This window comes from Legionella pelazae (assembly GCF_052527395.1).
In genome coordinates, this window is sequence record NZ_JBNVZS010000001.1 from 307,749 (window position 1) to 321,282 (window position 13,534).

A 13,534-nucleotide genomic window follows, 5' to 3' on the forward strand; every position below is an offset into this window, starting at 1 on the left:
ATACCCTTAAAAATTGAAATTTTCTGTATTATATATTTACAATCTTAAGAAGATATTAAGACAATGCAGTCAAGAAATAACTTTTAACTCACCTTGCCTATTTTCTTTATCATATATGGAAGCTTGATTGCCTCCTCCTAAATTTAGCAAATTTATTCCTTTTACAAACTCGGCCTTATATCTTCTTAAGATACGCTATTTACTTTAAATCAAACTTATCTTCATCTTTTTCTGAAATTTTCATCTTTTTTGCTAAATTAGATTTTGAATCTTGACTCCTATCAAAAAAGCCCGAATAACTGATTTGATTTTTGGTTATTCCTTCCTCATAATTATCGCTATCATTAAACTTTCTTTTACTTGCCCGTCTTTCTGGATTAGAGCTAAAAAAAGTATATTCAAAGGTAAACTCCTGAGGGATATCTGATTCATTTTGATTTATTGATGATTTTAACTCATCTACCAAAAAATCGGGTAAGGGTTCAAATTCGGTCAGCAATTTTCCCTCTTCATCTAATAAAGTAGATGTAGGTTCCATACTATTATTGTTACTATTATTATCTAAGAGGTAATAGCTATCTTCTTCAATCTCATCAGTGGTAGAATAAGTAGTTGATATTGGCTCAAGTTCAGGATTTGCTAATGGCGAATTTTTAGCCCGTAGCCGCTGAACGTCCTTGGTAATGTATTCTAACTTTTGACCATTTAAGTAACCAGTTACTATGATGCCATTTTTTTCCGTGGTATTGGTTAGCGCCTGGACATCCACAGCGCCCCCATAGCCAATGCCTGTCCCAGAATAAACCCATACGCCTTCTCGTTTTTTCTGGGCGGCTTTGGTAATGTATTCTAACTTGCGGTCATTTAAGTCGCCGGTAACTATGATGCCATTTTTTTCCGTGGTATTGGTTAGCGCTTGGACATCCACAACACCCTCATAGCAGCTGCCTGTTCCAAAATAAACCCATACGCCTTCCCGTAGACGCTGGGCAGTTTTGGTAATGTATTCTAACTTGCAGTCATTTAAGTCGCCGGTTACTATGATGCCATTTTTTTTGGTAGTATTGGTAAGCGCCTGGACATCCACAACGCCCTTATAGCTGATACCTGTCCCAAAATAAACCCATACGCCTTCTCTTTCTCGACTTTTCTGAGCCGCCTTGGTAATGTATTCTAACTTGTGGCCATTTAAGTCGCCAGTTACTATGATGCCATTTTTTTCCGTGATGTTAGTTAGCGCTTGAATATCCACAACATCCTCATAGCAGCTGCCTGTTCCAAAATAAACCCAAACACCCTTCCGTTTTTGTTGGGTGGATTTGGTAATGTACTCTAACTTGTGGCCATTTAAGTCGCCAGTTACTATGATGCCTTTTTCTTCCGTGGTATTGGTAAGCGCTTGGACATCCACAACGCCCTCATAGCTGATACCTGTCCCAAAATAAACCCATGCTGCACCTTCCCGATTTTTCTGATTGGCCTTGGTAATGTATTCTAACTTGTGACCATTTAAGTCGCCGGTAACTATGATGCCATTTTTTTCCGTGATATTGGTAAGTGCTTGAATATCCACAACACCCTCATAACCGATACCTGTCCCAAAATAAACCCAAACACCCTTCCGTTTTTGTTGGGTGGATTTGGTAATGTACTCTAACTTGTGGCCATTTAAGTCGCCAGTTACTATGATGCCTTTTTTTTCAGTGATGTTAGTTAGCGCTTGAATATCCACAACGCCCTCATAGCAAAAACCTGTCCCAAAATAAACCCAAACACCCTTCCTTTTTTGTTGGGCGGCTTTGGTAATGTATTCTAACTTGCGGTCATTTAAGTCGCCAGTTACTATGATGCCATTTTTTTCCGTGGTATTGGTAAGCGCTTGAACATCCACAACACCCTCATAACCGATACCTGTCCCAAAATAAACCCATACGCCTTCTCGATTTTTCTGAGCCGCCTTGGTAATGTATTCTAACTTGTGGCCATTTAAGTCGCCAGTTACTATGATGCCATTTTTTTCCGTGGTATTGGTAAGCGCTTGAATATCCACAACACCCTCATAACCGATACCTGTCCCAAAATAAACCCATACGCCTTCTCGTTTTTTCTGGGCGGCTTTGGTAATGTATTCTAACTTGTGGCCATTTAAATCGCCGGTAACTATGATGCCATTTTTTTCCGTGATATTGGTAAGCGCCTGGACATCCACAACGCCCTCATAGCTGATACCTGTCCCAAAATAAACCCAAACGCCTTTACGATTTTTCAGAGCATTCTTGGTAATGTATTCTAACTTGTGGCCATTTAAGTCGCCGGTTACTATGATGCCATTTTTTTTGGTAGTATTGGTAAGCGCCTGGACATCCACAACGCCCTCATAGCTGATACCTGTCCCAAAATAAACCCATACGCCTTCCCGACTTTTCAGAGCGTTCTTGGTAATGTATTCTAACTTGCAGTCATCTAAGTCGCCGGTAACTATGATGCCATTTTTTTCCGTGATATTGGTAAGCGCCTGGACATCCACAACGCCCTTATAGCTGACACCTGTCCCAAAATAAACCCAAACGCCTTCCCGACTTTTCTGATTGGCCTTGGTAATGTATTCTAACTTTTGACCATTTAAGTCGCCGGTAACTATGATGCCATTTTTTTCCGTGATATTGGTAAGCGCCTGGACATCCACAGCGCCCTCATAGCAAAAACCTGTCCCAAAATAAACCCAAACGCCTTCCCGTTTTTGCTGGGCGGCTTTGGTAATGTATTCTAACTTTTGACCATTTAAATAACCGGTTACTATCATTCCTTTTTTTTCGGTAGTATTGGTAAGCGCCTCGACATCCACAACGCTCTCATAGCAAAAGCCTGTCCCAAAATAAACCCAAACTTTGTCACCCATCTATTCTTAACCAAAAAGATCATTTTGTTCTATTATTTCACATTTTAATTAACAAATTATTAAATTAGACTATATTGTAACAACAGCTCTAAGCTTAATTTTATTATTATCTGAGAACTATAGACTAGTGCTTTCAGTATTTTCAACGAAATGTGTGATGCTTACTATCCTCTTTTTCAAGGCATGCGATAGATAAGTCTCGCGCATTATTGAGCTTTGGTTCTACAATTAGCAACTATCTTTTTAAGTTTATCTTGTATGTTGCTAGTTCGTTTTTATTATGGGGTAACGGTTCGTGGCGGATTGTGTCTTTTGCTTTTTGATAAGAGCGATTTTTATTAAGTAAAAAGCGGTTCAAGTGCTTAAAGACCTTATTCTGCCGTTTAGGACAGCCTTTTTCTAAACTTGGGTTTGCATCATTTTCTACATTAACCTTAGCAATATGGCTCAAATTATGGTTAAAAAAACGGAAGATTGGGTTTCTTGATGGGATCTTAATAATCTCATTCAGATGCGCCTTACGAAGGAGAAAAACCTCTTGGGCTAACTCGATGCCGAGGGCTTTCTTTTGTAAATATTTGGGTAATAAAGTGATAACCCGTGCTATTTCGTTCTGCTCCCTGCTGTCAATGATGATAACCTCTAAGCTTGGACAATTAATAAAGGCATTATCACTGATCCTGGTAACACTAGTTGGTAAAGTAAGAGCTCGTAAGTTGCGGCAACCGCTAAAGGCCCAAAGACCAATCTTGGTAACACTATTAGGAAGGACAAGGGTTTGTAAGCGAGTACATCCGATATACATGCCGTCACCAATTGTATCAATAGTCTCTGGAATATCAAAAGAGCCGTTTGGCTTAATATCGCTATTAAAAAACCTTAAAAGCACCTTATCGTTTTTACTTATAAGCATTGTTTTTCCTTGTTATTAGCGATTTGTTGAACTCACTCATCGCGCTATTTTTCCATTAGCAATGTTAAGTCAGGTATTTATTATGTTGATTTAGGTCGATTACCTGTATGCCATCTAAAACAATTTCTTACAATAAAACAGTTGAAGCATTTGCTCAATACTCCTTTAACTTTGGCTATTCTTTTAGATTCAACATTAACACAGCGTTGTTGCATAATCATCATCATGAATTGAGAATTTGTATAGATAGATTAAGTTCGCAATCTAACTTATTAAAAATTAAATTATTCCATCTTTTAAAAATTCAAGAAATTTAATAGACGAATTAGTAAGACCAGAATAATGCACTAAAAATATCTGATGAGTTGTTTTTAATGTATTAACACATGGTCTATATTTATACAAAGTCACTTTGTTAATTTTATAATGCCTAACGTTCATCAATCATTATTAACCTTACATAAAGCATTAGAGTATCGAACTGATTCAGATGGAGTGTGTAATGGTTATTCAGTACGATGGTTAGAAGCAGCGCTCTTAGGTGAAGAAGAGATGCAGCGCTTTGATGAACGTATGAATCTTATTAGCCAAACTCCCGCCGATCAATTAGTAAAAAGTATTAGACAAGCACAAGGCAAAAATGGTGAAAACCTGACAGAAGAAGACCGGAAGCTTCTTGATATTCTAGCTTTTTATGATTCACTAGAAATTTTTCAGTTGCCGCATCTTTATGCACATTTAGCTGAACAAAACTATATTGGCCAACAACAACTTGAACGTCTATCAGAGTTTGCTTCTTCAAAAGCTATTGAAGACCTCGGCGGCTTAACTCAACTCTATTCTTCTCCTTTCATTTTTACTAAAAATGAGTTAGAAGCCTATTTAACAACTCTAAGCCGATTACTTGATCAATCAAGTGGTAGGATTACAGAACCTATTGGATTTTTGTTGAAAAATGAAAATCATACTGTGGCCTTGATTTATAAACCTACAGTAGGATTTATTTATCGAGACGTCAATCAAAAACTACAAATTGATAAGTTAGATAGCCAGAATACTGCTGCTGCCATTGCACACGGATTTAGCAATAATAGCCCTTATATTGCTTTTAATATTCAAGCTATTCTAACCAGTAATGATAAACGTTGTGACTTTCTAGAAACAAATTTGAGCTCATTTAAGAAACAGTCACGCTTCCATCTTATCAATGAAAAAATAGCTCAACGTAAAACAGAAACCGTTAATTTAGCACATATTGCAGCACAAAATGGGCACGGTACCGTTATTGAAAAGTTGGGCGAGTGTGGATGTAATTTGAATCTGCAAGCAGGAGAAACGTACGTAACGCCAGCCTATCTTGCAGCAGAGAAGGGAAATACGGTCGCCCTGAAAGCTTTACATAAGCATAAGGCAGATATATCACAGCCTATAATAGGAAGTAATTCACCCGCTCATATTGCTGCTTTTAACGGGCATGTTGCCGTAATTAAACTATTAGGTGACCTTGGTGTCAAAGTTAATGAAACCAATGAGCAAGGCTATACTCCTGCTTGCTTTGCTGCCCAGCAAGGTCATAAGGGGGTAATTGAAGAATTACAAAGACTGGAAGTCGATTTGAAACAAGTTAATACCCATGATGAAAGCTTAGCCTATATCGCTGCAGAAAATGGGCATGATCATTTACTTGAAGTTTTAAAAAAATGGGGAGTAGACTTAGATTTTGCTACAAAACAGGGAATAACGCCTGCTATCATTGCTGCTATTAGAGGACATTCTGCTGTTATTAAAAAACTCGGTTTATTAGGTGCAAATTTAAATAAAGCCCACGATGGAATGACTCCAGCCTTTATAGCTGCAGCAAAAGGCCATCTGGACGTACTTACGGAATTGAAAAACTTAGGCGTTGATTTAAGTCAGATTTCAGAAAATGGCTTTACACCCGCATATATAGCTGCCCTTAATGGACAGGAGCTAGCAATTGCAAAATTAGCTCAATTAGGCGTTGAATTGAATCAAACTAGTCGAAATGATATATCGCCAATCTTTATTGCCGCTCAACAAGGCCATAAGAAAGTGGTACAAGAATTACTTAATAGAGGGGCTGATGATAAAAAGGCTGCTATCTTTTCTAAAACAGAATTAGAGAGGTTTGCTGGGAGCCAACAAACAGAGGTTAGGACACGTGTGTTAACTATTTTAAGTCAGTTAGATCCTGGCGAGGAGAGCGTTAAGCTAACCCCCTATCAAATTGCTACTATTATGGGACATGATGAGATCGTGAGCCTATTTAACACTCATTATCAAAAATCAAACGATTCTAAGTCTAAAGATTATGGTTTCTTTCCTAGAGAAGGTGAGACTAATAATTCTAATTTAATAGAAAATGAGAGTTTTTCATCTTCCAGTAACTATAGCAATTCGTAAATTAAATAATTATAGATTGATCCGGCCAAGATAAAACTTGCGCTAATAGCAGCTTAATTACATTTAAACTTATAATGTCTTCTTCCACCCATTATTTATACCAATTAAGGGTAGAATATTTTCTTTCTGGAAATGACTATGACTAAACATGTCGATATTTTAATTGTTGGAGCAGGGATTGGCGGGCTAACTACTGCGATTGCTTGTAATCAAGCTGGCTTTTCAACTCTAATTTTAGAAAAAGAGCCGCAATCTTCAGAAATTGGAGCAGGTATTTGGCTTGCTCCTAATGCATTGGAAGTATTTCGTGAGCTTAAGATAGTAAATAATCTCTTTGACTTAGGATTTGAAATTAAACAAATTAGGTTAGATTCCATCTCTTCAGGAAAACTACAAACCTTAACTTTTGATAGATATAGGTTTAATATTTTAGCTATTCATCGAGCTAGACTGCAAAAATATTTAACCGAGCAAATCTTACCTGAGGGCGTCTATTTTGGAAGTCATATTAATAGCATCGAGCAAAATGAAATCGGTGTAAGCGTTCAGCTTAATACAGGCAAGAGTTTTTATAGCAAAATTCTAGTGGGAGCAGATGGGTTGCGTTCCCAAGTCCGCGATTTGTTTTTTAAAAAAGATGTAATTAGGTATTCTGGCTCCAGTAGCTTTCGAGGTATTATTAACTTATCAACTGACCCAAACCCTATTGATCACACCAGTTATGAAATTTGGGCGCCTGGATGTAAACTTGGCTATTCCTTTATTAGCAACAATGAAAAATACTGGTATATCAGTTTTAAATCTAAGCCTGAAAGTTATTTTCAAAAAAATGAGGTGCACTCAGCTGCATTGGCAATCGCATCTAAATATTTTGTTAATCATCTTGAATTAATTGAGGAAACTTCGCCAAATAAGGTAATTCAAACCGATATCTCTGATTTGCTACCACTTAAAGCCTGGAGTAATAACCGAGTATGTTTACTTGGTGATGCAGCACATGCCACTACACCTCATCTTGGCCAAGGAGCAGCTCAAGCAATTGAAGATGCAATGGCTTTGGCATTTTCTTTAAAGAAATTTGGATTAAATTCTCAAGCATTAAAAAATTATCATCTAATTCGGTATAAAAGAGCGGAGTACCTTGTTAGAAAAGCAAGAACCTACGGTAAAATATCAGAATGGCGCTCTCCTATCTTACAAGCAATGAGGGATTTTATAATAATGAAAACGCCCAAGTTCCTCATTAATCAAAATACGGATAAGATTTATTTAATCTGATAAAATCAAGCTTCGTTTTAAATGATTGTAGCAGTTGCTCTTAGAAAGAAAATCTATAATCCACTTATGCCCTAGTAATAAAAGATTCTATTTAATTAGAACACTTCAGCTACGTTTTCTCTTTTTGAAAAGATTTAGGAGCCAATCATAAAGAAATAAATGGTAATTAGCCAAATTCCTTTTTATCAACCCCTATAATAAAACCTTTTATTTAATTATTAACTAAGGTATTAATATACGCCTCAGCAAATTCTTCACGTTCCTTAAGATTATATAGGTTATTTTTAAGTTGGTTGCCTCGCTTCTCTGAATAGTAAAATTTGCCATTCAAATCAACTTTAGCACTTTCTTGAAAAAATACGTAGGGACGTAATGTGCTTGCTTTTATTTTATTAATCAATTCATTAAGGGAATGCTGATGCTCTGGATAGGTACTTGAGATAGCCTGCAGTGCATTTACAATCTCATTTTCGAAAAATCCTGGATCTTTAGCAACAATTGAACGTTCTAAAATAAATTGATGATCAGTATTATAATGAGAAGTTTGAACAGTGCCATGTGTAAAGCGTTGTACCTGCACTGAATGAAAAGTTTGGGAAATGATTAAAAAAAATTGATCTTGATAGTCTGCAAATGGAGCATGGCCGCCTTCACTAGCTAATTGATTTAAAGACTTTAGGCAATTTCTTGCTGCTTCTTCTAATTTATAGGTTAAAGCAGTATTCGTTAATCGTTTTTTACATTGGTTTAAAAACCAAAATTCGTACCAGCGTGATTGCCTTTGTTGGTTGCTATTAAGATATCGAAAATTATTTTGAAATTCCTTAATGACTTCAGATAACAGAGCCATTCTTTTCCCCTCTAATTAAAAACACGCATCATAACTTGGTAGAAAAAGAATTCCTATCATAATGTATATATTTATAGTTAACCTTGAGTACAAAAAGCAGAATTGAAATCATCCTGTATTGGCATGTAAATATTGGCATTTATTGTAGATATAACTATGAAGAAAGGAATAAATTCAAGAAGCTAGCACTTAATTTTATTAATCTGAATTTTAATATAGTAAAGAGAAAGTTATATAGGCCTAACCAGTATATATGAATCATATTTATAGGTAAAAAATAATTAACCAGGTTGAGCAAATTTTCTCAACTATACTTATATTATTTAAATATTTGTGGTTTAAATATATGACTAAATCTAAGCAGGAGAGTTCCTGTGATTATCTCATTGTTGGTATGGGACCACTGGGTCTTGCTGCAGCTTATGAGCTGGCAAGAAAAAATCATACTGTCCGAATAATTGATAAGCGCTCAGAAGAAGACGTCGCTGTCAGGCCACAGCCCTTACTTATTACGCCCTCAGTAAAAAGGCAGCTCCTAGAAATGATAAGAGATGATGAACAGTTAAATGATAAAGATCTTAAATTTATAGATAATCTTTTAGTTTCATCAGAAGTTAAAATATCTAGTATACAAAAATTTATTTTACGCCGAATTGAGTCATTAAATAGCTACCAAAATAAAGATGATTTACCTCGAATAATTTTATATTTTAGTACTGAACTTGAGCATGTTAATTTAGAGATTGGTACAGCTACTTATAAAAAGAAGAGTAATGCAAGTACCTCCCATCAAATTACCATGCAAAATGCTACAGTCGAGTACTCACAAATTCTTACAGTCCTTGATGATGAAGTCTCTATTCCTCACAGTATCGTTGCTCAGGAAGATAATGTAGAGACATCGCGCCCTTCTACAACTTATGACGCTGAAATCGATACTCATCAAATTATTATAGATCAAGAAGATGAAGTAAAAAACTTACAAATTTTGGCAACCCGAGATAATGAAGCCGATATTGCCCAAAGTTCTCTGAAAGAAGAAGAACCTCAATTTTTTCATTTTAAACATCTTATTGCTGCCGATGGCGCCTCAGCGCCTACGTTAGAGCTAGTACGTAAGAATTCTAATGTGAAAATAGAACGAAAAACACCAAGTAATAAGCAATACGTAGCATCTCAGTATCATTTTGGGGCTTATTTAACTATTAAAAGTAAACATCCTTTTGCCCTTCCGGAAAGAGATCATTTAACCATTTTTTTAGATGGTAAGTTATGTTTGATACGCCTTTATCATAAAAGTCATCTAATAAACAATAAAACCTCAGTTAAACTAGGCTTTGTTGGGCAAATTCCTAGCCTTATTTATAACGAACCAAACGAAACTGAGCGTAGAACAAAAGCAATAGCATATGCAAAAATAGCGATAGCCCAGCGCCTAAAATTATCAGCACATGAATTAGATATAGAAATTACCCAAAGCCAGAAATACAAAGGCTCAAAGGAAAGAGTGAAACTGTTATTTTTTCAGGGACAAAGCCTGCAAGCGACAAGAGCTTTTGAAAATCAAGGAGGTCATTACTTTTGTTTGTTAGGTGATGCTTATTTTACACCACATTATCCCGTGGGTCATGGCTTTAATGACGGCATGGAATCTGTAAATTTGTTAGCGAAGATGCCTAAAGACAGTACAGAGTTAGTTAACTTTATGATTAGCTATCAAAAACTAGCTGAGGAAAATGCCAAAGAAGCTCAAACACAAATGGCATTTCTTAGATATGTAAGCCCTCTTCCCTTTATAGGCAGTAAGCTACTACCTGAATATTTAGAAAATTCCGTAGCAAAACGCGATGACGAGAATAAGATTAATATAACGTCTATTAACAAATCAAAACATATTAACGTCCCTGTTCAGGCCATTGAAAAAATATTTGCTGAAATAATGCTCTCCTTTTCATTAATTTATAAGGGCTCCCCACGATATGGCATTGCCTTTATATCTGCTAACAATTTAACAGAGCCTGTTAGAATAACATTAACTGATCTATCAACTATTAACGGAGGCATTCCCTTTATTATTGTCGACCAAAGAGAAAATAAAGAGATAAAAATTCAGTCTTTTACGAAAAAAGGCGCACAAAACTATTCATTAAAAGAGGAATATAGTATAGATTTTTTTCAAAACATCTATCAAAAACAATTAAAGGATACACCGATTATACAAGACTCTTTAGAGGAGTTATCTATTGTTAAAGATTCTTTAGACACTGAAGCTACTGCCAAACAACCTTTAGAAGAAATTTTTACTACCCAAGGTCATATCATAATCTATCTAGAAGAAGATTGCGCTGACTATCCTATACCGGATCATTACCAATCTTTATCCAATAACGTGATAGAGAATATAAAATCAAAATTTGTAGCAATGCAAAGTTTCGTTAAACAATATCCTAATATTGTTGTGCAATATAGTGAGCAAATAATAAATGGATTTGTTAAAACAAAAGAACTTTTAATTAAATATCCTGACCTTGTTACTCTTTATGGCGAGGAAGTTTTTCACGAAATGCGAAAAGCCACAACCTCATTTTTGTTCACTATTTTACAATCAGAAATACCCTTTGATAGGGCTAATATGCAATATTTTTTAAAAGCTGCTATCGTACTTGATATTCCTGAAGTAATTCCACTCTTAATCTTAAGAGGCGCCTCGCCTTTTGTTCCTTTAAGTCCTACCAATAAAACCCTTCTGTTTAATTTATTAAACTTACAGCCTCAAGAGGCAGGCTATCTAGCAATCTATGCAAATCAAGCCATCACTTTAGAATTTCTTATGCTCATGGCTGACCCTTCCAGTGAATTAAATAAAGCAGCTGTAAAGAATTTATCTTTAAATCTGATTGAAAAATTAATTACCCAAATTACTAATGAGGAGATATTTGACAATTTAAGTTCAGAAAATCTCTTATCTTTAGCTACACGTTATCAATTAGATATGAATGATGCGAAAAAATCCATAAGGAGTCATTTGGTTAAGTATTTAATTGATGACTTAAGACCTAAACTTATCTCAGATCAAATTAAATCATCAGCTCAAGCAAAAAACAAAGGAAGTAGCTTAACCTTTATGTCTGGTTTTAGTGAAAGTGATCTCCAAACTGAAACCAGTAGATTTTACAAACTTAAGGAATTACTTGATGCCACTTATTCTAGTATCCAACATAAAGCACCTTTAACCTGCAAAAATATCTGCGCGCAATTGTTAAACTTCTTATTAAGCTCACGCGATAACTTGCAAGAAAGCGATACTAAATTAGATGATCAAGCCATTAAACTATTAAATGAACCACGATTTAAGGATTATCGTGAGACTATATTAAAAAATTTATCTAAGCAATTATCCCAGCACATCCAAGAATCCCATCAATCACTGGATGACTTAATCAATATCTATTATTTATGCCAAAAATTGAATTTATTAAACAAAAATTATAAACCAGGGCTTTTTGACACAGCATCTAAAAATTTTTCTAATAACTTTATTGCTATACGACAATATATAAATAGGTTAGTAAATCAGGATAAACTTGCCTCAGGATTTTATACAAATGCTCAAGAAGAAGCTATTAACGAAATACTCAGTTCGTCCCCTTACCATCCTGGAAAAACATCTCTAGATGACCTGTCAAAGTCAGAATTTAGATATTTATAACTCAATAACAATAAAAAAATCTTAATAGCTAAAGGCTTAATCTAAATAAAGAAAAACTTTTGCCTGCGAAATTAACAAGTTAATTTTCAGATTCAAGTTCATATCCAGGCTTTGCATCAAGTACAACAGCCAATTGAACACAAGGCTGCTCAGTTCGGTTACTCCAAGCATGATTAGTTCCACACTGAATAACAATATTGCCAGGCTTTAATAATGTTTCTGTATCTTCCATAATAAGATAAATCTGCCCAGTTAATATAACAATATAATCGAGTGTTGGTGTTTGATGCATTAATGGATGTGGCAAACCCGGTACATCTGGAAAATGTTTCCTGGTAACGGAATCAGGTGGGATATAGACATAACGAAATAAAGTGCCATTTTTATTTAATTTTGGTAAAAGTTCATCAAATATCTGTGCGCTTTGTGTTGACTCGACAGGCATTGTATCAGTTGCCCATGGATCTGAAATAATAAACCCTGCTTCATGGCTTATAACATGCTCTACCTGCTTATCTTCTATAATAGTGGCAATCCCATTACGATAACCTGTAACAACTCGCCTTGGAATTTTTGGAACGTTTGACATATTTTTCCTTATTACTTTAAGCAACAAATCTATTAAAGCTAGTTAAATTACAGTAAAAGCTAAAAGCTATAATTAAGAGTTAAAATAAAGCTAGCAATTAGGTAAATAACTAGCTGAAGAGTAAGCTTACTTTTTAAGAAAATTTTAATTGCCATCCCTGGCTCATTATTCCACAACTAAGCATTAATTTATTTATAATTAATAGAATAATTAACTTTATCTGATTGGCTGGTTCGCGTAATAATATAATCACTCGCAGGTGAGGTATCTGTGTGTTTACAAGCTTGTTGATCGTTAACTAAATTAAATTTAATTGTAACGGTTCTTGAAGGTAAGCTAATAGTATGAAATACAATTTCTCCCTTCATTGTACCTGCTATAGAACTTTTATTAACAGTTAGCACTTGCTCAGTGTGGCTAGCTAACTTTTGCATACCACCTGGATTTAACTTGCCACCTTCTAGTTTAATAGTGGTTATTAATAAATCATCTATTAAATTATTTCTTAATTTTACTTCATATCCATCACAAGGATGCGCAGAAGCTATAAAAGGCAGAAAGGCCGCAATTAAACCGACTAATTTTACTCTTTTCATTCTTATTTTTTCCTTAAAACAATTTAACAAAGTTAAAAACAATCTGTTAAACAATAAATTAATCATTTAATAGACAAGTCATTATCATGAAAAATGGTACTTTGTTCAATAGATGAGGTTTTAATTATTTAAGGGATTAAGATGAAAAATGATAATATATTAGTTTAAATGAGAAGCTATAAATAGCCTGTTAATAACCATAGTTATATGCAAATATTAAAAGTTTAAGTTTTTATTAAATTAAACATAAAAGTCATATTTTATCAATTTATTACA

At 34.9% G+C, this 13,534-nt stretch carries 8 protein-coding genes; 3 read left to right on the plus strand and 5 right to left on the minus strand.

Features of this window, described 5'->3' with window-relative positions; all coding sequences use genetic code 11:
- Positions 1-199 precede the first annotated feature (199 nt).
- Together ACQUW5_RS01395 and ACQUW5_RS01400 are read right to left on the minus strand one after the other, a co-directional pair.
- Positions 200-2,899: a hypothetical protein gene (locus ACQUW5_RS01395; RefSeq protein WP_444989284.1), complete on the minus strand. Its 2,700-nt coding sequence runs from the start codon at positions 2,897-2,899 to the stop codon at positions 200-202.
- Positions 2,900-3,134: 235 nt separating this feature from the next.
- Positions 3,135-3,812: a leucine-rich repeat domain-containing protein gene (locus ACQUW5_RS01400; protein WP_444989286.1), complete on the minus strand. Its 678-nt coding sequence runs from the start codon at positions 3,810-3,812 to the stop codon at positions 3,135-3,137.
- 426 nt (positions 3,813-4,238) lie between these two features.
- Between ACQUW5_RS01400 and ACQUW5_RS01405 the strand changes: the two genes are divergently transcribed.
- Positions 4,239-6,236, plus strand: coding sequence for an ankyrin repeat domain-containing protein (locus ACQUW5_RS01405; protein ID WP_444989288.1), 1,998 nt, complete (start codon positions 4,239-4,241; stop codon positions 6,234-6,236).
- Positions 6,237-6,374: 138 nt separating this feature from the next.
- Positions 6,375-7,514 (plus strand): FAD-dependent monooxygenase, encoded by a 1,140-nt coding sequence (locus tag ACQUW5_RS01410; RefSeq protein ID WP_444989290.1) that lies wholly within the window; start codon positions 6,375-6,377, stop codon positions 7,512-7,514.
- Between the two features lie 211 nt (positions 7,515-7,725).
- On the opposite strand, the gene ACQUW5_RS01415 is transcribed toward ACQUW5_RS01410, so the two are convergent.
- Entirely contained in the window at positions 7,726-8,364 is a 639-nt protein-coding gene (locus ACQUW5_RS01415) for a hypothetical protein (protein ID WP_444989292.1), read from the minus strand.
- Positions 8,365-8,710: 346 nt separating this feature from the next.
- On the opposite strand from ACQUW5_RS01415, the gene ACQUW5_RS01420 reads away from it, so the two are divergent.
- Positions 8,711-12,073 (plus strand): NAD(P)-binding protein, encoded by a 3,363-nt coding sequence (locus tag ACQUW5_RS01420; protein WP_444989294.1) that lies wholly within the window; start codon positions 8,711-8,713, stop codon positions 12,071-12,073.
- A 79-nt stretch (positions 12,074-12,152) separates the two neighbouring features.
- On the opposite strand, the gene ACQUW5_RS01425 is transcribed toward ACQUW5_RS01420, so the two are convergent.
- Both ACQUW5_RS01425 and ACQUW5_RS01430 read right to left on the minus strand, forming a co-directional pair.
- Positions 12,153-12,662, minus strand: coding sequence for a cupin domain-containing protein (locus tag ACQUW5_RS01425; protein ID WP_444989296.1), 510 nt, complete (start codon positions 12,660-12,662; stop codon positions 12,153-12,155).
- 188 nt (positions 12,663-12,850) lie between these two features.
- Positions 12,851-13,258, minus strand: coding sequence for a hypothetical protein (locus tag ACQUW5_RS01430; protein WP_444989298.1), 408 nt, complete (start codon positions 13,256-13,258; stop codon positions 12,851-12,853).
- Positions 13,259-13,534: the final 276 nt, after the last annotated feature.

Bases quoted from the DNA above. Each gene is read 5' to 3' on its own strand.
- ACQUW5_RS01395 (WP_444989284.1), bottom strand. From the start codon at position 2,899: ATGGGTGACAAAGTTTGGGTTTATTTTGGGACAGGCTTTTGCTATGAG.
- ACQUW5_RS01400 (WP_444989286.1), bottom strand. From the start codon at position 3,812: ATGCTTATAAGTAAAAACGATAAGGTGCTTTTAAGGTTTTTTAATAGC.
- ACQUW5_RS01405 (WP_444989288.1), top strand. From the start codon at position 4,239: ATGCCTAACGTTCATCAATCATTATTAACCTTACATAAAGCATTAGAG.
- ACQUW5_RS01410 (WP_444989290.1), top strand. From the start codon at position 6,375: ATGACTAAACATGTCGATATTTTAATTGTTGGAGCAGGGATTGGCGGG.
- ACQUW5_RS01415 (WP_444989292.1), bottom strand. From the start codon at position 8,364: ATGGCTCTGTTATCTGAAGTCATTAAGGAATTTCAAAATAATTTTCGA.
- ACQUW5_RS01420 (WP_444989294.1), top strand. From the start codon at position 8,711: ATGACTAAATCTAAGCAGGAGAGTTCCTGTGATTATCTCATTGTTGGT.
- ACQUW5_RS01425 (WP_444989296.1), bottom strand. From the start codon at position 12,662: ATGTCAAACGTTCCAAAAATTCCAAGGCGAGTTGTTACAGGTTATCGT.
- ACQUW5_RS01430 (WP_444989298.1), bottom strand. From the start codon at position 13,258: ATGAAAAGAGTAAAATTAGTCGGTTTAATTGCGGCCTTTCTGCCTTTT.